At 55.1% G+C, this 19475-nt stretch carries 27 protein-coding genes; all 27 read right to left on the reverse strand.

The window, feature by feature from the left end:
- Positions 1–16 precede the first annotated feature (16 nt).
- Complete coding sequence (gene secY, locus AC3ITY_RS29480) at positions 17–1345, reverse strand: preprotein translocase subunit SecY (protein ID WP_003228718.1); 1329 nt, start codon at positions 1343–1345, stop codon at positions 17–19.
- Positions 1346–1783 carry a 50S ribosomal protein L15 gene (rplO, locus tag AC3ITY_RS29485; RefSeq protein ID WP_003228720.1) on the reverse strand — a complete coding sequence of 146 codons (438 nt, stop codon included), beginning with the start codon at positions 1781–1783 and terminating at the stop codon, positions 1346–1348.
- Positions 1784–1786: 3 nt separating this feature from the next.
- A complete protein-coding gene (rpmD, locus tag AC3ITY_RS29490; protein WP_003176408.1) occupies positions 1787–1963 on the reverse strand; it encodes a 50S ribosomal protein L30 in 177 nt (58 codons plus the stop codon).
- 2 nt (positions 1964–1965) lie between these two features.
- Positions 1966–2466 (reverse strand): 30S ribosomal protein S5, encoded by a 501-nt coding sequence (rpsE, locus tag AC3ITY_RS29495; RefSeq protein ID WP_003186035.1) that lies wholly within the window; start codon positions 2464–2466, stop codon positions 1966–1968.
- 3 nt (positions 2467–2469) lie between these two features.
- The gene (gene rplR / locus AC3ITY_RS29500; protein WP_003186037.1) at positions 2470–2820 is read right to left on the reverse strand and encodes a 50S ribosomal protein L18; all 351 of its coding nucleotides are present in this window, start codon (positions 2818–2820) and stop codon (positions 2470–2472) included.
- 10 nt (positions 2821–2830) lie between these two features.
- The gene (gene rplF, locus AC3ITY_RS29505) at positions 2831–3364 is read right to left on the reverse strand and encodes a 50S ribosomal protein L6 (protein WP_003176412.1); all 534 of its coding nucleotides are present in this window, start codon (positions 3362–3364) and stop codon (positions 2831–2833) included.
- 12 nt (positions 3365–3376) lie between these two features.
- Entirely contained in the window at positions 3377–3769 is a 393-nt protein-coding gene (rpsH, locus tag AC3ITY_RS29510) for a 30S ribosomal protein S8 (protein WP_003186040.1), read from the reverse strand.
- A gap of 209 nt (positions 3770–3978) precedes the next feature.
- Complete coding sequence (rpsN, locus tag AC3ITY_RS29515; RefSeq protein ID WP_003176414.1) at positions 3979–4284, reverse strand: 30S ribosomal protein S14; 306 nt, start codon at positions 4282–4284, stop codon at positions 3979–3981.
- A 13-nt stretch (positions 4285–4297) separates the two neighbouring features.
- Positions 4298–4837: a 50S ribosomal protein L5 gene (rplE, locus tag AC3ITY_RS29520; RefSeq protein ID WP_003210069.1), complete on the reverse strand. Its 540-nt coding sequence runs from the start codon at positions 4835–4837 to the stop codon at positions 4298–4300.
- Positions 4838–4859: 22 nt separating this feature from the next.
- Positions 4860–5174 (reverse strand): 50S ribosomal protein L24, encoded by a 315-nt coding sequence (gene rplX / locus AC3ITY_RS29525; RefSeq protein ID WP_003176416.1) that lies wholly within the window; start codon positions 5172–5174, stop codon positions 4860–4862.
- 11 nt (positions 5175–5185) lie between these two features.
- Positions 5186–5554, reverse strand: a complete 369-nt coding sequence (rplN, locus tag AC3ITY_RS29530; protein ID WP_002555479.1) for a 50S ribosomal protein L14 — start codon at positions 5552–5554, stop codon at positions 5186–5188.
- Positions 5555–5577: 23 nt separating this feature from the next.
- A complete protein-coding gene (gene rpsQ / locus AC3ITY_RS29535; protein WP_003176419.1) occupies positions 5578–5844 on the reverse strand; it encodes a 30S ribosomal protein S17 in 267 nt (88 codons plus the stop codon).
- A gap of 2 nt (positions 5845–5846) precedes the next feature.
- Positions 5847–6038, reverse strand: coding sequence for a 50S ribosomal protein L29 (rpmC, locus tag AC3ITY_RS29540; protein WP_002555481.1), 192 nt, complete (start codon positions 6036–6038; stop codon positions 5847–5849).
- Positions 6038–6451 (reverse strand): 50S ribosomal protein L16, encoded by a 414-nt coding sequence (gene rplP, locus AC3ITY_RS29545; protein WP_003228729.1) that lies wholly within the window; start codon positions 6449–6451, stop codon positions 6038–6040. Before rplP ends, rpmC begins: the two co-directional genes overlap by 1 nt.
- A gap of 12 nt (positions 6452–6463) precedes the next feature.
- Positions 6464–7150 (reverse strand): 30S ribosomal protein S3, encoded by a 687-nt coding sequence (gene rpsC, locus AC3ITY_RS29550; RefSeq protein ID WP_008065719.1) that lies wholly within the window; start codon positions 7148–7150, stop codon positions 6464–6466.
- A 13-nt stretch (positions 7151–7163) separates the two neighbouring features.
- A complete protein-coding gene (rplV, locus tag AC3ITY_RS29555; protein WP_003103908.1) occupies positions 7164–7496 on the reverse strand; it encodes a 50S ribosomal protein L22 in 333 nt (110 codons plus the stop codon).
- Between the two features lie 11 nt (positions 7497–7507).
- On the reverse strand, positions 7508–7783 hold the full coding sequence (rpsS, locus tag AC3ITY_RS29560) for a 30S ribosomal protein S19 (RefSeq protein WP_002555486.1): 276 nt from the start codon (positions 7781–7783) through the stop codon (positions 7508–7510).
- A 16-nt stretch (positions 7784–7799) separates the two neighbouring features.
- On the reverse strand, positions 7800–8624 hold the full coding sequence (rplB, locus tag AC3ITY_RS29565; RefSeq protein WP_003176423.1) for a 50S ribosomal protein L2: 825 nt from the start codon (positions 8622–8624) through the stop codon (positions 7800–7802).
- Between the two features lie 14 nt (positions 8625–8638).
- The gene (gene rplW / locus AC3ITY_RS29570; protein WP_002555488.1) at positions 8639–8938 is read right to left on the reverse strand and encodes a 50S ribosomal protein L23; all 300 of its coding nucleotides are present in this window, start codon (positions 8936–8938) and stop codon (positions 8639–8641) included.
- Positions 8935–9537 (reverse strand): 50S ribosomal protein L4, encoded by a 603-nt coding sequence (rplD, locus tag AC3ITY_RS29575; protein ID WP_003228735.1) that lies wholly within the window; start codon positions 9535–9537, stop codon positions 8935–8937. Before rplD ends, rplW begins: the two co-directional genes overlap by 4 nt.
- Before the next feature lie 12 nt (positions 9538–9549).
- Positions 9550–10185 carry a 50S ribosomal protein L3 gene (gene rplC / locus AC3ITY_RS29580; RefSeq protein WP_003186059.1) on the reverse strand — a complete coding sequence of 212 codons (636 nt, stop codon included), beginning with the start codon at positions 10183–10185 and terminating at the stop codon, positions 9550–9552.
- An 80-nt stretch (positions 10186–10265) separates the two neighbouring features.
- Entirely contained in the window at positions 10266–10577 is a 312-nt protein-coding gene (rpsJ, locus tag AC3ITY_RS29585; RefSeq protein ID WP_003186070.1) for a 30S ribosomal protein S10, read from the reverse strand.
- 157 nt (positions 10578–10734) lie between these two features.
- Positions 10735–11928 carry an elongation factor Tu gene (gene tuf / locus AC3ITY_RS29590; protein ID WP_223453680.1) on the reverse strand — a complete coding sequence of 398 codons (1194 nt, stop codon included), beginning with the start codon at positions 11926–11928 and terminating at the stop codon, positions 10735–10737.
- A gap of 30 nt (positions 11929–11958) precedes the next feature.
- Positions 11959–14064, reverse strand: a complete 2106-nt coding sequence (gene fusA, locus AC3ITY_RS29595) for an elongation factor G (protein ID WP_007994652.1) — start codon at positions 14062–14064, stop codon at positions 11959–11961.
- A gap of 30 nt (positions 14065–14094) precedes the next feature.
- The gene (rpsG, locus tag AC3ITY_RS29600; RefSeq protein ID WP_007994653.1) at positions 14095–14568 is read right to left on the reverse strand and encodes a 30S ribosomal protein S7; all 474 of its coding nucleotides are present in this window, start codon (positions 14566–14568) and stop codon (positions 14095–14097) included.
- A 108-nt stretch (positions 14569–14676) separates the two neighbouring features.
- A complete protein-coding gene (gene rpsL / locus AC3ITY_RS29605; protein ID WP_003186084.1) occupies positions 14677–15048 on the reverse strand; it encodes a 30S ribosomal protein S12 in 372 nt (123 codons plus the stop codon).
- Positions 15049–15264: 216 nt separating this feature from the next.
- The gene (gene rpoC, locus AC3ITY_RS29610; protein ID WP_150726866.1) at positions 15265–19464 is read right to left on the reverse strand and encodes a DNA-directed RNA polymerase subunit beta'; all 4200 of its coding nucleotides are present in this window, start codon (positions 19462–19464) and stop codon (positions 15265–15267) included.
- Between the last annotated feature and the right edge of the window lie 11 nt (positions 19465–19475).

Below are 19475 nucleotides of genomic sequence, written 5' to 3' on the forward strand. Positions count from 1 at the left end.
CCTCGAACCTTATGGGTCAGCGCAGCATGCCGCTGCCGTAACCCTTCAGGTTGGCTTTCTTCATCAGGGATTCGTACTGGTGCGAAACGAGGTGCGATTGTACTTGGGACATGAAGTCCATCACAACCACGACGACGATCAGCAACGAGGTCCCGCCAAGGTAGAACGGTACGTTGGCTGCAACCACCAGGAACTGGGGCAACAGGCAGACGGCCGTCATGTAAAGAGCACCGAACATGGTCAAGCGAGTCAGAACGCCATCAATGTAGCGCGCAGACTGCTCACCTGGACGGATGCCCGGAATAAAGGCACCGGACTTCTTCAGGTTTTCCGCTACGTCTTTCGGATTGAACATCAACGCCGTATAGAAGAAGCAGAAGAAAATAATCCCTGCACTAAACAGCAGAATATTCAACGGCTGACCAGGAGCGATCGACTGCGAGATGTCCTGCAACCAGCCCATACCTTCAGACTGACCGAACCAGGCACCCAACGAAGCCGGGAACAGCAAAATGCTGCTCGCGAAAATAGCCGGAATAACACCGGCCATGTTCACCTTCAGCGGCAAGTGGCTGGTCTGCGCAGCGAAGACCTTGCGGCCCTGCTGACGCTTGGCGTAGTGAACAGCAATACGACGCTGACCACGCTCAATGAACACCACGAAACCGATAATCGCTACTGCCAGCAAACCGATGGCAACCAGGGCGAAGATGTTGATATCACCCTGACGTGCAGACTCGAAAGACTGCCCGATCGCTCTCGGAAGACCGGCGACGATACCCGAAAAAATCAACATCGAGATACCGTTGCCAACACCACGCTCAGTAATCTGCTCACCCAGCCACATCATGAACATCGCACCAGCCACAAACGTGGATACCGCGACGAAATGGAAGCCAAAGTCACCAGTGAACGCAACGCCCTGCCCCGCCAGACCAATGGACATGCCAATAGCCTGGACGAGAGCGAGGACGACAGTGCCGTAGCGGGTGTACTGGCTGATCTTGCGACGGCCAGCTTCACCTTCCTTCTTCAACTGCTCCAGCTGTGGGCTGACGGCGGTCATCAGTTGCATGATGATCGATGCCGAGATGTACGGCATGATCCCCAGTGCAAAGATGCTCATCCGTTCCAGCGCGCCGCCGGAAAACATGTTGAACAAGCTAAGAATGGTCCCCTCATTCTGTCGAAACAGGTCCGCGAGTCGGTCCGGGTTGATACCTGGAACCGGGATGTGTGCGCCTATTCGGTAGACGATAATCGCCAGGAACAGAAAACGCAGACGAGCCCAGAGTTCAGACATACCGCCTTTGCCGAGCGCAGAGAGAGCACCTTGCTTAGCCATTTATTCCTCGAACTTGCCGCCAGCTGCTTCGATAGCCGCACGCGCACCTTTGGTGGCGCCGATTCCCTTGCCGATAGTGACAGCGCGAGTCACTTCACCGGACAGCATGATTTTCACACGCTGTACGTTGACGTTGATCACGTTGGCATCTTTCAGGGACTGCACGGTGACGATGTCGCCTTCCACTTTAGCCAGTTCGGACAGACGCACTTCTGCGCGGTCCATGGCCTTCAGGGAAACGAAACCGAACTTCGGCAGGCGACGATGCAGCGGCTGTTGACCGCCTTCAAAGCCTGGAGCAATGGTGCCACCGGAGCGGGAGGTCTGACCTTTGTGACCACGGCCACCAGTCTTACCCAAACCGCTACCGATACCACGGCCCGGACGATGCTTTTCGCGACGGGAACCCGGCGCTGGACTCAGATCATTGAGTTTCATCGATTAACCCTCGACACGCAGCATGTAGTAAGCCTTGTTGATCATCCCGCGATTCTCGGGAGTATCCTGGACTTCTACAGTGTGACCGATGCGACGCAGACCCAGACCCTTAACGCACAGTTTGTGGTTAGGGATGCGGCCGGTCATGCTTTTGATCAGCGTTACTTTTACGGTAGCCATGATCAGAAGATCTCCTTGACGCTTTTGCCACGCTTGGCGGCAATGGATTCAGGAGACTGCATTGCTTTCAAACCCTTGAAAGTGGCGTGAACCACGTTTACCGGGTTAGTCGAGCCGTAGCACTTGGCCAGAACGTTCTGAACGCCAGCAACTTCGAGGACAGCACGCATAGCGCCGCCAGCGATGATACCGGTACCTTCAGAAGCAGGCTGCATGTACACCTTCGAAGCGCCGTGAGCGGACTTCATTGCGTACTGCAGAGTAGTGCCGTTCAGGTCAACTTGAATCATGTTGCGGCGAGCAGCTTCCATTGCCTTCTGGATCGCAGCAGGCACTTCACGCGACTTGCCACGGCCGAAGCCAACACGCCCTTTACCATCACCAACCACGGTCAACGCGGTGAAAGTGAAGATACGGCCGCCTTTAACGGTTTTGGCTACGCGGTTAACTTGAACCAGCTTCTCAATGTAGCCTTCGTCGCGCTTTTGGTCGTTATTTGACATAACTTAGAACTCCAGCCCAGCTTCACGAGCAGCATCAGCCAGCGCTTTAACGCGGCCGTGGTACTTGAAGCCAGAGCGGTCGAAAGCCACTTGCGAGACGCCAGCGGCCTTAGCACGCGTAGCGACCAGCTGGCCAACCTTTGTGGCCGCGTCGATGTTGCCAGTGGCGCCATCACGCAGTTCTTTATCCAAAGTCGAGGCGCTTGCCAGGACTTTGTTGCCGTCGGCCGAGATGACCTGGGCGTAGATGTGCTGCGACGAGCGGAACACGCAGAGACGCACGACTTCGAGTTCGTGCATTTTCAGGCGTGCTTTGCGAGCGCGACGCAGTCGAGTAACTTTTTTGTCGGTCATTTGCTATGCCCTACTTCTTCTTGGCTTCTTTACGACGGACGACTTCGTCCGCGTAGCGCACACCTTTGCCTTTGTACGGCTCTGGTGGACGGAAGTCGCGGATCTCAGCGGCCACTTGACCTACCAGCTGCTTATCGATGCCCTTGATCAGGATATCGGTCTGGCTAGGAGTCTCAGCGGTGATGCCTTCCGGCAGTTCGTAATCCACTGGGTGCGAGAAGCCAAGGGCCAGGTTCAAAACCGTGCCTTTTGCTTGCGCCTTGTAACCAACACCGACCAGCTGGAGCTTGCGCTCGAAGCCTTGGCTTACGCCTTGGACCATGTTGTTTACCAACGCACGCGTGGTACCGGCCATTGCGCGAGTTTGTTGATCGCCATTGCGAGCAGCGAAACGCAGCTCACCAGCTTCTTCAACGATCTCAACGGACGAATGGATATTCAGTTCAAGAGTACCCTTGGCACCCTTCACCGAAAGCTGTTGGCCTGCGAATTTTACTTCGACACCGGCTGGCAGCTTAACGGGGTTCTTAGCGACGCGAGACATGCTTATCCCCCCTTAGAACACAGTGCAAAGAACTTCGCCGCCGACACCGGCAGCGCGCGCAGCACGATCCGTCATCACACCTTTGTTGGTGGAGACGATAGACACACCGAGACCGCCACGAACTTTTGGCAGATCATCGACGGACTTGTACTGACGCAGGCCTGGACGGCTAACGCGCTTCACTTCTTCGATAACCGGACGGCCTTCGAAGTACTTCAGCTCGATGGACAGCAGTGGTTTGATTTCGCTGCTGATCTGATAACCCGCAATGTAACCTTCGTCCTTCAGGACTTTGGCAACAGCTACCTTCAACGTGGAAGATGGCATGCTTACGACGGACTTTTCAGCCATCTGGGCATTACGGATACGAGTTAGCATGTCCGCTAACGGGTCCTGCATACTCATGGGCTAGACGCTCCTAATACAAAAAAATTAGCCTTGCGGCTATTACGTGTCGCCGAGAATCTCCGAGCATGAAAAACACGGGCTCAGGCGAGCCGGGTATTCTAGACACACCCCAGAAATGAATCAAGCCCCAAAAGGGGCTTGATCCAGATTCAAGGCCACCGGTGGTCAGGATCTTGCGATCCTGGACACCGAGACTTTGACAGTACTTACCAGCTGGCTTTAACCAGACCCGGTACGTCACCACGCATGGCAGCTTCACGCAGCTTGTTACGGCCGAGGCCGAACTTGCGGTAAACGCCGTGTGGACGACCGGTCAGGCGGCAGCGGTTACGCATGCGCGAAGCGCTTGCGTCACGTGGCTGCTTCTGCAGGGCTACTGTAGCTTCCCAACGCGCTTCTGGACTTGCGTTCAGATCAACGATGATAGCTTTCAGTGCTGCACGCTTCTTGGCGTACTTGGCAACCGTGAGCTGACGCTTCAGCTCGCGGTTTTTCATGCTCATCTTGGCCATGGTCCTACTCCAATCAGTTGCGGAACGGGAATTTGAACGCACGCAGCAAAGCGCGGCCTTCATCATCGTTCTTGGCAGTGGTGGTCAGGGTGATGTCCAGACCGCGGAGAGCATCGATCTTGTCGTAGTCGATTTCCGGGAAGATGATCTGCTCTTTCACGCCCATGCTGTAGTTGCCACGACCATCGAAGGACTTGGCATTCAGGCCGCGGAAGTCGCGAACCCGAGGCAGGGAGATCGACAGCAGACGATCCAGGAACTCGTACATACGCTCACGGCGCAGGGTCACTTTGACGCCGATCGGCCAACCTTCACGGACTTTAAAGCCAGCGATGGATTTGCGAGCGTAGGTCACAACGACTTTCTGGCCGGTGATCTTTTCCAGGTCAGCAACAGCGTGCTCGATGACTTTTTTGTCGCCGATCGCTTCGCCCAGACCCATGTTCAGGGTGATTTTGGTAACGCGCGGAACTTCCATCACGTTCGAAAGCTTAAGTTCTTCCTTAAGTTTCGGAGCAATTTCCTTCCGGTAAATCTCTTTTAGTCGTGCCATGGTCTCATCTACCTAGCAGTGTTCAAGCATCAACCGCTTTTTGGGTCGACTTGAAGACACGAATTTTCTTGCCGTCTTCTACTTTGAAACCAACGCGGTCAGCCTTGTTGGTTTCGCCGTTGAAAATGGCGACGTTAGAAGCATCCAGTGGAGCTTCTTTTTCGACGATACCGCCCTGCACGCCCGACATCGGGTTAGGCTTGGTATGACGCTTGACCAGGTTCAGACCACCAATAACCAGACGGTTGTTAGCGAGAACCTTAAGCACCTTACCGCGCTTACCTTTGTCTTTGCCGGCGATCACGATGATCTCGTCGTCACGACGAATCTTTTGCATGTCGGATCTCCTTACAGCACTTCTGGGGCGAGCGAGACGATCTTCATGAACTTCTCAGTACGAAGTTCACGGGTCACTGGCCCAAAGATACGGGTGCCGATCGGCTCTTGCTTGTTGTTCAACAGAACAGCAGCGTTGCCATCAAAGCGGATAATGGAGCCATCAGCACGACGTACGCCGTGACGAGTGCGGACTACAACAGCAGTCATCACTTGGCCTTTTTTCACTTTACCGCGAGGAATTGCTTCCTTCACGGTAACTTTGATGATGTCACCGATACCAGCGTAACGACGATGGGAGCCACCCAGCACCTTGATGCACATAACGCGGCGAGCGCCGCTGTTATCGGCCACATCGAGCATGGATTGAGTCTGAATCATATAATTTCTCCGACCCCTAGTCCTTAGACTTCCACAGCGCGTTCGAGAACATCAACCAGCGCCCAAGACTTGGTCTTGGCCAAAGGACGAGTTTCACGAATAGTGACTTTGTCGCCGATGTGGCACTGATTGGTTTCGTCGTGCGCGTGCAGCTTAGTCGAACGCTTAACGTATTTACCGTAGATCGGGTGCTTAACGCGACGCTCGATCAGAACGGTGATGGTTTTGTCCATCTTGTCGCTGACAACACGGCCAGTCAGCGTACGGACAGTTTTTTCGGCTTCAGCCATGATTACTTACCTGCCTGCTGGTTGAGCACAGTCTTCACGCGAGCGATGTCACGCTTAACTTGCGAGAGCAGATGAGACTGCCCCAACTGGCCAGTTGCTTTCTGCATACGCAGATTGAACTGGTCGCGCAGCAAGCCGAGCAGTTGCTCGTTCAGCTGCTGTGCGGATTTTTCACGAAGTTCATTCGCTTTCATCACATCACCGTCCGTTTAACAAAGGAGGTGGCGAGCGGCAGCTTTGCAGCAGCCAGGGCGAAAGCCTCACGCGCCAGCTCTTCAGAAACACCCTCGATTTCATACAGGACTTTGCCTGGCTGAATCTGGGCAACCCAGTATTCGACGTTACCCTTACCTTTACCCATCCGAACTTCGAGTGGCTTCTTGGAAATAGGCTTGTCCGGGAATACACGGATCCAGATCTTGCCGCCACGTTTTACGTGACGGGTCAGAGCACGACGCGCTGACTCGATCTGACGAGCGGTGAGACGACCACGAGCAACAGACTTCAGCGCGAACTCGCCGAAGCTGACTTTGCTACCGCGCAATGCCAGGCCACGGTTGTGACCAGTCATTTGCTTGCGGAACTTCGTACGCTTTGGTTGCAACATTTGGCGTACCCCTTACTTAGCAGCTTTTTTACGAGGCGCTGGTGCTTGTGGTTTCAGTTCTTCTTGGCGACCACCAATTACTTCGCCTTTGAAGATCCAAACCTTTACACCGATCACACCGTAAGTGGTGTGAGCTTCGTAGTTGGCATAGTCGATGTCGGCACGCAGGGTGTGCAATGGCACACGACCTTCGCGATACCATTCAGTACGTGCGATTTCAGCACCGCCGAGACGACCGCTCACTTGGATTTTGATGCCTTTGGCACCAATGCGCATGGCGTTCTGTACGGCGCGCTTCATAGCGCGACGGAACATTACACGACGCTCCAGCTGCTGAGCTACGCTCTGCGCAACCAGCATACCGTCGAGCTCCGGCTTGCGGATCTCTTCGATATTGATGTGCACAGGCACACCCATTTGCTTGGTCAGGTCCTGACGCAGTTTCTCAACATCTTCACCTTTCTTCCCGATAACGATACCTGGACGAGCGGTGTGGATGGTGATACGTGCAGTTTGGGCCGGACGATGGATATCGATACGGCTTACGGACGCGCTTTTTAGTTTGTCTTGGAGATACTCACGCACCTTCAGATCTGCGAGCAAATAGTCCGCATAAGTCCGACCGTCTGCGTACCAGACGGAGGTGTGCTCCTTGACGATTCCCAGGCGAATGCCAATGGGATGTACTTTCTGACCCATCTCTTCGACTCCGTTACTTGTCAGCAACCTTGACAGTGATATGGCAAGACCGCTTGACGATGCGATCAGCACGGCCTTTGGCACGTGGCATGATGCGCTTCAGCGAACGCCCTTCGTTGACGAAAACGGTGCTGACCTTCAGGTCATCAACGTCTGCGCCTTCGTTATGCTCGGCGTTGGCTACGGCCGACTCCAGCACTTTCTTCATGATCTCGGCGGCTTTCTTACTGCTGAAAGCCAACAGGTTGAGCGCTTCGCCCACCTTCTTCCCGCGGATCTGGTCGGCGACCAAGCGGGCTTTCTGGGCGGAGATTCGAGCGCCCGACAACTTAGCGGCTACTTCCATTTCCTAACCCCTTAACGCTTGGCTTTCTTGTCTGCCACGTGCCCGCGATAAGTGCGGGTACCGGCGAACTCGCCCAGTTTGTGGCCGACCATGTCTTCGTTCACGAGAACTGGGACGTGCTGACGACCGTTGTGTACTGCGATGGTCAAACCGACCATTTGTGGCAGGATCATCGAACGACGCGACCAGGTTTTCACCGGTTTGCGATCGTTCTTTTCCGCCGCCACTTCGATCTTCTTCAGTAGGTGAAGATCGATAAAAGGACCTTTTTTCAGAGAACGTGGCACTGTCGTATCCCTCTATTTACTTGCGACGACGGACGATCATTTTGTCGGTACGCTTATTACCACGAGTCTTCGCGCCCTTAGTCGGGAAGCCCCATGGCGATACCGGATGACGACCACCAGAGGTACGACCTTCACCACCACCATGTGGGTGGTCAACCGGGTTCATGGCAACACCACGAACGGTTGGGCGAACGCCACGCCAGCGTTTGGCACCAGCTTTACCCAGCGAACGCAGGCTGTGCTCGGAGTTCGAGACTTCGCCCAGGGTCGCACGGCATTCAGCCAGGACTTTACGCATTTCACCGGAACGCAGACGCAGGGTAACGTACACGCCTTCACGAGCGATCAGCTGAGCCGAAGCACCAGCGGAACGAGCGATCTGAGCGCCTTTACCTGGCTTCAATTCGATGCCGTGTACGGTGCTACCAACTGGAATGTTGCGCAGTTGCAGAGCGTTGCCCGGCTTGATCGGTGCCAGGGCACCTGCGATCAGCTGGTCGCCAGCGCTCACGCCTTTAGGGGCGATGATGTAGCGACGCTCGCCATCTGCGTACAGCAGCAGAGCGATGTGAGCAGTACGGTTTGGATCGTATTCGATACGCTCGACAGTGGCAGAGATGCCATCTTTGTCGTTGCGACGGAAGTCGACCAGACGATAATGCTGCTTATGACCACCACCGATGTGACGAGTGGTAATACGGCCATTGTTGTTACGACCACCAGTCTTCGATTTCTTCTCGAGCAGCGGTGCGTGAGGAGCGCCTTTATGCAGCTCCTGGTTGACCACCTTGACCACAAAACGGCGGCCAGGGGAAGTCGGTTTGCATTTAACGATTGCCATGATGCACCCCTTCCTTACTCAGCACTGCTGCTGAAATCGAGATCTTGGCCTGGCTGAAGGGAGATAACTGCCTTCTTCCAGTCATTACGCTTGCCCAGACCGCGAGCAGTGCGCTTGCTCTTACCCAGAACATTCAGGGTAGTAACACGCTCTACTTTCACGCTGAACAGGCTTTCGACGGCCTTCTTGATTTCCAGCTTGGTTGCGTCGGTAGCAACCTTGAAAACGAACTGGCCTTTCTTGTCTGCCAGAACCGTAGCCTTCTCGGAAACGTGCGGGCCAAGCAGAACTTTAAATACGCGTTCCTGGTTCATCCCAGCAGCTCCTCGAATTTCTTCACGGCCGACACGGTGATCAACACCTTGTCGTATGCGATCAGACTAACTGGATCGGAACCTTGCACGTCACGTACATCTACGTGTGGCAGGTTACGAGCAGCCAGGTACAGGTTCTGATCAACAGCGTCGGACACGATCAGAACGTCGGTCAGGCTCATGTTGTTCAGTTTGCCCAGCAGGTCTTTGGTTTTCGGCGTTTCAACGGCGAAATCCTGAACCACGACCAGACGATCAGTACGCACCAGCTCAGCAAGGATGGAACGCATTGCTGCGCGATACATCTTCTTGTTCAGCTTCTGGGAGTGATCCTGAGGACGAGCTGCGAAAGTGGTACCGCCGCCACGCCAGATTGGGCTACGGATAGTACCGGCACGAGCACGGCCAGTACCTTTCTGACGCCATGGGCGCTTACCGCCACCACGAACGTCGGAACGGGTCTTTTGCTGCTTGGAACCCTGACGACCGCCAGCCATGTAGGCTACGACTGCTTGGTGAACCAGCGTCTCGTTGAATTCGCCGCCAAATGTCAGTTCGGAAACTTCGATCGCTTGAGCGTCATTTACATTTAATTGCATGTCAGCTTCCCCTTAACCGCGAGCCTTGGCTGCTGGACGTACAACCAAGTTGCCGCCAGTAGCGCCAGGAACAGCGCCCTTGACCAACAACAGATTGCGTTCAGCGTCCACGCGCACTACTTCGAGGGACTGCACGGTCACGCGCTCAGCGCCCATATGACCGGACATTTTTTTGCCCTTGAATACACGACCAGGAGTCTGGCACTGGCCGATAGAGCCTGGAACGCGGTGGGATACGGAGTTACCGTGGGTGTTATCTTGCCCGCGGAAATTCCAACGCTTGATCGTACCCTGGAAGCCTTTACCCTTGGACTGACCGGTTACATCAACCAGTTGACCAGCGGCGAAGATTTCAGCGTTGATCAGATCGCCGGCCTGGTACTCGCCTTCTTCAAGGCGGAATTCCATTACGGTACGACCAGCGGCAACGTTCGCCTTAGCGAAGTGGCCAGCCTGAGCTGCTGTTACACGCGAAGCACGACGCTCGCCGACAGTGACTTGCACTGCACGATAGCCATCGGTCTCTTCAGTTTTGAACTGGGTGACGCGATTCGGTTCGATCTCAATGACCGTGACCGGAATGGAGACACCTTCTTCGGTGAAAATACGGGTCATACCGCATTTACGACCGACTACACCAATAGTCATGTTGTAAACCTCATGAGTGTACGGGGCTTTCACCCGCTATGGCCGCCCATTTCAGAGCGTTACACGACTAAGACCGAGTCTTAGCCGAGGCTGATCTGCACTTCCACACCGGCCGCAAGATCAAGCTTCATAAGAGCATCAACGGTTTTATCCGTTGGCTGGACGATGTCCAGAACGCGCTTATGAGTACGGATCTCGTACTGGTCACGCGCGTCTTTGTTGACGTGCGGGGAGACCAGAACGGTGAACCGCTCTTTACGGGTAGGCAGTGGAATTGGACCACGCACTTGAGCACCAGTACGTTTCGCGGTTTCCACGATTTCCTGGGTTGATTGGTCGATCAGGCGATGGTCGAAAGCCTTCAACCTGATACGGATTTGCTGATTTTGCATTGGATTTCAGACTCCGGCTGCTATTCCCACCGAGCGCAATACGCCCGTTAAAAGGAGGCGCAATTCTATAGACGCCCCAGATGGGTGTCAACCCAATAAAAAAGCCCCCGCTGAGCGGGGGCTTTTCAAAGCATCGAAGCTATCTCAAAAGAGATGCTTACTCGATGATTTTGGCTACGACGCCAGCGCCGACGGTACGACCGCCTTCACGGATAGCGAAACGCAGGCCATCTTCCATTGCGATGGTCTTGATCAGGGTAACTTCCATCTGGATGTTATCACCTGGCATTACCATTTCAACGCCTTCTGGCAGCTGGCAGTTACCAGTCACGTCAGTAGTACGGAAGTAGAACTGTGGACGGTAGCCTTTGAAGAACGGAGTGTGACGACCGCCTTCTTCCTTGCTCAGAACGTAAACTTCTGCGGTGAACTTGGTGTGCGGCTTAACCGAACCCGGCTTAACCAGAACCTGGCCACGCTCAACGTCGTCACGCTTGGTACCACGCAGCAGAACGCCGCAGTTCTCGCCAGCACGACCTTCGTCGAGCAGCTTGCGGAACATTTCAACACCGGTGCAGGTGGTGGTGGTGGTGTCACGCAGACCAACGATTTCCAGTGCATCTTGAACGCGAACGATACCGCGCTCGATACGACCAGTCACAACAGTACCACGACCCGAGATCGAGAATACGTCTTCGATTGGCATCAGGAATGGCTTGTCGATCATACGAACTGGTTCTGGGATGTAGCTGTCCAGAGTCTCTACCAGCTTCTTAACAGCGGTAGTACCCATTTCGTTGTCGTCTTTGCCTTCCAGCGCCATACGAGCCGAACCGATGATGATTGGAGTGTCATCGCCCGGGAAGTCGTAGGTGGACAGCAGGTCGCGAACTTCCATCTCGACCAGTTCCAGCAGCTCAGCGTCGTCTACCAGGTCAGCCTTGTTCAGGAAAACCACGATGTACGGAACGCCTACCTGACGGGACAGCAGGATGTGTTCACGGGTTTGTGGCATCGGACCATCAGCGGCCGAGCAAACCAGGATCGCGCCGTCCATCTGGGCAGCACCGGTGATCATGTTCTTCACGTAGTCAGCGTGACCTGGGCAGTCAACGTGAGCGTAGTGACGAATGGCCGAGTTGTACTCGACGTGAGCGGTGTTGATGGTGATACCACGAGCTTTTTCTTCTGGAGCGCTGTCGATTTTATCGAAATCAACGATTGCGGAACCGAAAACTTCGGAGCAAACGCGAGTCAGAGCTGCGGTCAGAGTGGTTTTACCGTGGTCAACGTGACCGATGGTGCCAACGTTGACGTGCGGTAGGGAACGATCAAATTTTTCTTTAGCCACGACAATTAACTCCTTGCCTAAAGGACTGAATCAGCCTTGTTTTTTGGTTACAGTTTCGACGATGTGCGACGGAGCTGTATTGTATTTTTTGAATTCCATAGAGTAGCTTGCGCGACCCTGGGACATCGAACGAACGTCGGTCGCATAACCGAACATCTCGCCCAACGGAACTTCAGCACGGATCACCTTACCGGAGACCGTGTCTTCCATACCCAGAATCATGCCGCGACGACGGTTAAGGTCGCCCATCACGTCACCCATATAGTCTTCAGGCGTAACAACCTCTACCGCCATGATCGGCTCGAGCAACTCACCACCGCCCTTCTGGGCCAGTTGCTTGGTCGCCATGGAAGCAGCCACCTTAAACGCCATCTCGTTCGAGTCGACGTCGTGGTAAGAACCATCAAACACGGTAGCCTTCAGGCCGATCAGCGGATAGCCGGCAACTACGCCGTTCTTCATCTGCTCTTCGATACCCTTCTGGATAGCCGGGATGTATTCCTTAGGAACCACACCACCCACTACTTCGTTCACGAATTGCAGACCTTCCTGACCTTCGTCAGCAGGAGCAAAACGGATCCAGCAATGGCCGAACTGGCCACGACCGCCGGACTGACGAACGAACTTGCCTTCGATTTCGCAATTTTTCGTGATGCGCTCACGATACGAAACCTGAGGCTTGCCGATGTTGGCTTCGACGTTGAACTCACGGCGCATCCGGTCAACCAGGATGTCCAGGTGCAACTCGCCCATACCAGAGATGATCGTTTGACCAGTCTCTTCATCAGTCTTGACGCGGAAAGACGGGTCTTCCTGAGCAAGTTTGCCCAGAGCGATACCCATTTTTTCCTGGTCATCCTTAGTCTTAGGCTCAACCGCAACCGAAATAACCGGCTCCGGGAAGTCCATGCGAACCAGGATGATTGGCTTGTCAGCGTTGCACAAGGTTTCACCAGTGGTGACGTCCTTCATGCCGATCAGGGCCGCGATGTCACCAGCGCGCACTTCCTTGATCTCTTCACGGGCGTTTGCGTGCATCTGCACCATACGGCCCACGCGCTCTTTCTTGCCTTTGACCGAGTTGATCACGCCGTCGCCGGAGGCCAACACGCCCGAGTAAACACGGACGAAAGTCAAGGTACCCACGAATGGGTCAGTAGCGATCTTGAACGCCAGAGCCGAGAACGGCTCGTTGTCGTCTGCATGACGCTCCATCTGCTTTTCCTCGTCATCCGGGTCAGTACCCTTGATGGCAGGAATGTCGGTTGGAGCCGGCAGGTAGTCGATAACGGCGTCGAGAACCAGGGGAACACCCTTGTTCTTGAAGGAAGAACCGCAAACAGCCAGAACGATCTCACCAGCGATAGTACGCTGACGCAGAGCACCCTTGATCTCCTCGATGGTGAGTTCTTCACCTTCAAGGTACTTGTTCATCAGCTCTTCACTGGCTTCGGCCGCAGCCTCAACCATGTTGTTGCGCCACTCCTCAGCCAGTTCCTGCAGTTCAGCAGGGATAGCTTCACGACGAGGAGTCATACCCTTGTCGGCATCGTTCCAGTAAACCGCTTCCATGGTCATCAGATCGATCTGACCCTGGAAGTTGTCTTCGGAACCGATAGCCAACTGGATAGGCACCGGAGTGTGACCCAGACGCTGTTTGATCTGAGCGATCACGCGCAGGAAGTTCGCACCGGCACGGTCCATCTTGTTCACGTAAACGATACGTGGAACACCGTACTTGTTGGCTTGACGCCATACGGTTTCGGACTGAGGCTCAACGCCGGAGGTACCGCAGAACACAACGACCGCGCCGTCGAGTACGCGCAGGGAACGTTCAACTTCAATAGTGAAGTCTACGTGGCCCGGGGTATCAATGACGTTGAAACGGTACTGGTCTTTGTGCTGTTTTGCGGAACCCTGCCAGAAGGCGGTAATGGCAGCAGAAGTAATGGTAATACCACGCTCCTGCTCCTGCACCATCCAGTCTGTGGTCGCGGCGCCGTCATGCACCTCGCCCATTTTGTGACTTTTGCCAGTGTAAAAAAGGACGCGCTCAGTGGTGGTGGTTTTACCAGCATCCACGTGTGCAACGATACCAATGTTACGGTAGCGATTAATCGGTGTTGTACGAGCCATAAAGCCCTCGCAAAATTAGTGACGCTAAAATTAGAAGCGGTAGTGCGAGAAAGCCTTGTTGGCTTCAGCCATACGGTGAACATCTTCACGCTTCTTAACTGCAGCACCTTTACCTTCGGCAGCGTCCAACAGTTCGCCAGCCAAACGCAGAGCCATAGACTTCTCGCCGCGCTTGCGGGCGTAGTCTACCAACCAGCGCATTGCCAGAGCGTTACGACGGGAAGGACGAACCTCGACCGGAACCTGGTAAGTAGCACCACCAACGCGGCGCGACTTCACTTCGACCAGCGGAGCGATGGCGTCGAGTGCTTTTTCGAAGAGTTCCAGGGGATCGGTGCCGGCCTTACGAGCCTTCACGGTATCCAGGGCACCATAAACGATACGCTCGGCAACGGCTTTCTTGCCGCTTTCCATTACGTGGTTCATGAATTTGGCGAGGATTTGGCTTCCGTATTTCGGATCGTCCAGAATCTCACGCTTGGCTGCTACGCGACGTCTTGGCATTGATAAGCCCTCAAACGGTCTTCAGGTTAGCCCGGGACAGCTCCTGTGGATGCGTGCCCGACCTTACTCTTATCGACTCAATAAAATGAAAAACTGCAAAACGGCCGATTACTTCGGACGCTTGGTACCGTACTTCGAACGACCCTGGTTACGACCTTTAACACCGGAAGTATCCAACGAACCGCGAACGGTGTGGTAACGAACACCTGGCAAGTCTTTTACACGACCGCCGCGGATCAGTACCACGCTGTGCTCTTGCAGGTTGTGGCCTTCACCGCCGATGTACGAGGAAACCTCGAAACCGTTGGTCAGACGCACACGGCATACTTTACGCAGTGCCGAGTTAGGTTTTTTCGGCGTGGTGGTGTACACACGGGTGCACACGCCACGGCGTTGCGGGCAGTTCTGCAGCGCAGGCACGTCGGATTTCTCGACGATACGCTTACGCGGCTGACGTACCAGCTGGTTGATAGTTGCCATCTACTAGCTCCACTGTTGTCTTGCGACGCTATTGTCTTGCAAGAAAAGCAAAATGGCAGGAACGAGTTCCCGCCAAATTTAGGGGTACAAGAGTCTAAAGAGGATCTTGTCCCCAGTCAAGGCAAGGCCCCGCCCTCCCCGCTCATCCAATCTCGACAAATTGTCTCGATTCGATGAACGGAGTGACCAGGGCCTCACACTCATTTACCGCAGAACTCAGTTACCGCTCGAGTTCAGCGCTTCGGTCAGTGCAGCTTCCACTTCACTGGCGCTTACGCGCAACGGCTTGTCTGCATCACGGCGACGCTTACGCTCGCTGTGATAAGCCAAACCGGTACCAGCCGGGATCAGACGACCCACGACCACGTTTTCTTTCAGGCCGCGCAGGTAATCGCGCTTGCCGGTTACCGCCGCTTCGGTCAGTACGCGAGTGGTTTCCTGGAAGGAAGCCGCCGAGATGAACGATTCGGTGGACAACGACGCCTTGGTGATACCCAGCAGAACGCGAGTGAACTTGGAGACAAACTTGTCTTCGCCGCTCAGACGCTCGTTCTCTACCAGTACGTGAGTCAATTCCATCTGGTCGCCCTTGATGAAACTGGAATCGCCGGATTCAGCGATCTCAACTTTACGCAGCATCTGACGCAGGATGGTCTCGATGTGCTTGTCGTTGATCTTCACGCCTTGCAGACGGTAAACGTCCTGGATCTCGTTAACGATGTACTTGGCCAGCGCACTCACACCCAGCAGACGCAGGATGTCGTGTGGATCGCTCGGGCCGTCGGAGATAACTTCGCCGCGGTTTACCTGTTCGCCTTCGAACACGTTCAGGTGACGCCACTTCGGAATCAGCTCTTCATACGGATCGGTACCGTCGTTCGGGGTGATAACCAGACGGCGCTTGCCTTTGGTCTCTTTACCGAACGCGATGGTGCCGCTGACTTCAGCCAGAATCGACGCTTCTTTCGGACGACGGGCTTCGAACAAGTCGGCAACACGCGGCAGACCACCGGTGATGTCGCGAGTTTTCGAAGTCTCTTGCGGGATACGAGCGATAACATCACCGATCGCGATCTTCGCACCATCCGCTACACCGACCAGGGCGTTGGCTGGCAGGAAGTACTGAGCGATAACGTCAGTGCCTGGCAGCAACAGATCCTTGCCGTTGTCGTCGACCATCTTCACGGCAGGACGGATGTCCTTACCGGCAGCTGGACGATCTTTGGCGTCGAGTACTTCAATGTTGGTCATACCGGTCAATTCGTCAGTCTGACGCTTGATCGTGATGCCTTCTTCCATGCCCACGTAGGTCACGGTACCTTTCATTTCGGTAACGATCGGGTGAGTGTGCGGGTCCCACTTGGCCACGATAGCGCCAGCTTCGACCTTGTCACCTTCTTTAACCGAAATCACGGCACCGTACGGCAGCTTGTAACGCTCGCGCTCACGACCGAAGTCGTCAGCGATGGCCAGCTCACCGGAACGGGACACAGCAACCAGGCAACCATCCACTCGCTCAACGTGCTTCAGGTTATGCAGACGGACGGTACCGCCATTCTTCACCTGAACGCTGTCGGCTGCGGAGGTCCGGCTTGCCGCACCACCGATGTGGAACGTACGCATGGTCAGCTGGGTACCCGGCTCACCGATGGACTGGGCAGCGATAACGCCGACAGCTTCACCGATGTTCACCTGGTGACCACGAGCCAGATCGCGGCCGTAGCACTTGGCGCAAATACCGAAGCGGGTTTCGCAGCTGATCGGCGAACGCACGATCACTTCGTCGATGCTGTTGAGCTCGATGAACTCGACCCACTTCTCGTCTACCAGGGTGCCGGCAGGAACGATGACGTCCTCGGTACCCGGCTTGAATACGTCACGGGCGATAACACGACCCAATACGCGCTCACCCAGCGGCTCTACAACGTCACCGCCTTCAATGTGCGGAGTCATCAGCAGACCGTGTTCGGTCCCGCAGTCAACTTCGGTCACAACCAGATCCTGCGCAACGTCTACCAGACGACGCGTCAAGTAACCGGAGTTAGCGGTTTTCAACGCAGTATCCGCAAGACCTTTACGAGCACCGTGAGTGGAGATGAAGTACTGAAGTACGCTCAAACCTTCACGGAAGTTCGCAGTAATCGGCGTTTCGATGATGGAGCCGTCCGGCTTGGCCATCAGACCACGCATACCGGCCAGCTGACGGATCTGCGCAGCAGAACCTCGAGCACCGGAGTCGGCCATCATGTACATCGAGTTGAACGATTCTTGCTCAACTTCGTTGCCGTGACGGTCGATAACCTTCTCTTTCGAGAGGTTCGACATCATTGCCTTGGAGACTTCGTCGTTAGCTTTCGACCAAAGGTCGATTACTTTGTTGTACTTCTCGCCCTGAGTTACCAGGCCCGAGGCGTACTGACTTTCGATCTCTTTCACTTCATCGGTTGCAGCCGCGATGATGCGGGCTTTCTCATCCGGGATAACGAAGTCGTTAACACCGATGGAAACGCCGGAAATGGTCGAGTAAGCAAAACCGGTGTACATCAACTGGTCAGCGAAAATAACGGTCTCTTTCAAACCAACCACGCGGTAGCACTGGTTGATCAGCTTGGAGATCGCCTTTTTCTTCATCGGCAGGTTGACGACGTCGTACGACAGACCTTTTGGCACAACCTGGAACAACAGAGCACGGCCGACAGTGGTGTCGACGATACGGGTGTTGCTCACGCTGCCGCCATCACGGTCGTTGACGGTTTCGTTGATCCGCACCTTGACCTTGGCGTGCAGTGCGGCTTCGCCGGCACGGAACACACGGTCAACTTCCTGCAGATCCGCGAACACACGACCTTCGCCCTTGGCGTTGATCGCTTCACGCGTCATGTAGTACAGACCCAATACAACGTCCTGCGACGGAACGATGATTGGCTCACCGTTGGCTGGCGACAGAATGTTGTTGGTCGACATCATCAACGCACGCGCTTCGAGCTGGGCTTCCAGCGTCAGCGGTACGTGCACGGCCATTTGGTCGCCGTCGAAGTCGGCGTTGTACGCGGCGCAGACCAGAGGGTGCAGCTGGATAGCCTTACCTTCGATCAGAACCGGTTCAAACGCCTGGATGCCCAGACGGTGAAGGGTCGGTGCACGGTTGAGAAGAACCGGGTGTTCGCGAATCACTTCAGCGAGAACGTCCCAAACCTCTGGCAGCTCGCGCTCGACCATCTTCTTGGCAGCCTTGATGGTGGTAGCGAGACCACGCATTTCAAGCTTGCCGAAAATGAACGGCTTGAACAGCTCGAGAGCCATTTTCTTCGGCAGACCGCACTGGTGCAGACGCAGGGTCGGACCTACGGTAATTACCGAACGGCCGGAGTAGTCAACACGCTTACCGAGCAAGTTCTGACGGAAACGACCCTGCTTACCCTTGATCATGTCAGCCAGGGATTTCAGAGGACGCTTGTTGGAACCGGTGATAGCGCGGCCACGACGACCGTTGTCGAGCAATGCGTCGACGGCTTCCTGCAACATACGCTTTTCGTTGCGCACGATGATGTCCGGAGCGGACAGATCCAGCAGGCGCTTCAAACGGTTGTTACGGTTGATCACTCGACGATACAGATCGTTGAGGTCGGAAGTCGCGAAGCGACCGCCATCCAGCGGGACCAGTGGACGCAGATCTGGCGGCAGAACCGGCAGAACGGTCAGCACCATCCACTCTGGCAGGTTGCCGGAACCCTGGAAGGCTTCCATCAACTTCAGACGCTTGGACAGCTTCTTGATCTTGGTTTCGGAGTTGGTTTGCGGAATCTCTTCACGCAGGCGGCCAATCTCGTGCTCCAGGTCGATAGCGTGCAGCAGTTCGCGGACAGCTTCGGCACCCATGCGGGCATCAAAATCGTCGCCGAACTCTTCCAGCGCTTCGAAGTACTGCTCATCGTTCAGCAGCTGACCTTTTTCAAGGGTGGTCATGCCTGGATCGATAACGACGTAGCTCTCGAAGTAGAGAACGCGCTCGATATCACGCAGGGTCATGTCCATCAGCAAGCCGATACGGGACGGCAGCGATTTCAGGAACCAGATGTGGGCAACTGGCGAGGCCAGTTCGATGTGCGCCATGCGCTCACGACGAACTTTTGCCAGCGCGACTTCAACGCCGCACTTCTCGCAGATCACACCACGGTGCTTCAAGCGCTTGTACTTACCGCACAGGCACTCGTAATCCTTTACCGGGCCAAAGATCTTGGCGCAGAACAGGCCGTCACGCTCAGGCTTGAACGTACGGTAGTTGATGGTTTCCGGCTTTTTAACTTCACCGAACGACCACGAACGGATCATCTCAGGCGATGCCAATCCGATACGGATGGCGTCGAACTCTTCGACTTGACCCTGGTTTTTCAGCAAATTCAGTAGGTCTTTCAAGGCCTTTCCTC

This window comes from Pseudomonas sp. GL_091, assembly GCF_057837725.1.

Bases quoted from the DNA above. Each gene is read 5' to 3' on its own strand.
- rpsN (WP_003176414.1), bottom strand. From the start codon at position 4,284: ATGGCCAAGATGAGCATGAAAAACCGCGAGCTGAAGCGTCAGCTCACG.
- rpsH (WP_003186040.1), bottom strand. From the start codon at position 3,769: ATGAGTATGCAGGACCCGTTAGCGGACATGCTAACTCGTATCCGTAAT.
- rplO (WP_003228720.1), bottom strand. From the start codon at position 1,783: ATGAAACTCAATGATCTGAGTCCAGCGCCGGGTTCCCGTCGCGAAAAG.
- rplE (WP_003210069.1), bottom strand. From the start codon at position 4,837: ATGGCACGACTAAAAGAGATTTACCGGAAGGAAATTGCTCCGAAACTT.
- rpsQ (WP_003176419.1), bottom strand. From the start codon at position 5,844: ATGGCTGAAGCCGAAAAAACTGTCCGTACGCTGACTGGCCGTGTTGTC.
- rplF (WP_003176412.1), bottom strand. From the start codon at position 3,364: ATGTCTCGCGTCGCTAAGAACCCCGTTAAGCTGCCAGCCGGTGTCGAA.
- rplD (WP_003228735.1), bottom strand. From the start codon at position 9,537: ATGCAATTAAATGTAAATGACGCTCAAGCGATCGAAGTTTCCGAACTG.
- rpsC (WP_008065719.1), bottom strand. From the start codon at position 7,150: ATGGGTCAGAAAGTACATCCCATTGGCATTCGCCTGGGAATCGTCAAG.
- rplV (WP_003103908.1), bottom strand. From the start codon at position 7,496: ATGGAAGTAGCCGCTAAGTTGTCGGGCGCTCGAATCTCCGCCCAGAAA.
- rplX (WP_003176416.1), bottom strand. From the start codon at position 5,174: ATGCAAAAGATTCGTCGTGACGACGAGATCATCGTGATCGCCGGCAAA.
- rpsE (WP_003186035.1), bottom strand. From the start codon at position 2,466: ATGTCAAATAACGACCAAAAGCGCGACGAAGGCTACATTGAGAAGCTG.
- rplB (WP_003176423.1), bottom strand. From the start codon at position 8,624: ATGGCAATCGTTAAATGCAAACCGACTTCCCCTGGCCGCCGTTTTGTG.
- rpsL (WP_003186084.1), bottom strand. From the start codon at position 15,048: ATGGCAACTATCAACCAGCTGGTACGTCAGCCGCGTAAGCGTATCGTC.
- rpsJ (WP_003186070.1), bottom strand. From the start codon at position 10,577: ATGCAAAATCAGCAAATCCGTATCAGGTTGAAGGCTTTCGACCATCGC.
- rplC (WP_003186059.1), bottom strand. From the start codon at position 10,185: ATGACTATTGGTGTAGTCGGTCGTAAATGCGGTATGACCCGTATTTTC.
- rplN (WP_002555479.1), bottom strand. From the start codon at position 5,554: ATGATTCAGACTCAATCCATGCTCGATGTGGCCGATAACAGCGGCGCT.
- rplP (WP_003228729.1), bottom strand. From the start codon at position 6,451: ATGTTGCAACCAAAGCGTACGAAGTTCCGCAAGCAAATGACTGGTCAC.
- secY (WP_003228718.1), bottom strand. From the start codon at position 1,345: ATGGCTAAGCAAGGTGCTCTCTCTGCGCTCGGCAAAGGCGGTATGTCT.
- rpsG (WP_007994653.1), bottom strand. From the start codon at position 14,568: ATGCCAAGACGTCGCGTAGCAGCCAAGCGTGAGATTCTGGACGATCCG.
- rplW (WP_002555488.1), bottom strand. From the start codon at position 8,938: ATGAACCAGGAACGCGTATTTAAAGTTCTGCTTGGCCCGCACGTTTCC.
- rpmD (WP_003176408.1), bottom strand. From the start codon at position 1,963: ATGGCTACCGTAAAAGTAACGCTGATCAAAAGCATGACCGGCCGCATC.
- rpmC (WP_002555481.1), bottom strand. From the start codon at position 6,038: ATGAAAGCGAATGAACTTCGTGAAAAATCCGCACAGCAGCTGAACGAG.
- fusA (WP_007994652.1), bottom strand. From the start codon at position 14,064: ATGGCTCGTACAACACCGATTAATCGCTACCGTAACATTGGTATCGTT.
- rplR (WP_003186037.1), bottom strand. From the start codon at position 2,820: ATGACCGACAAAAAAGTTACTCGACTGCGTCGCGCTCGCAAAGCACGC.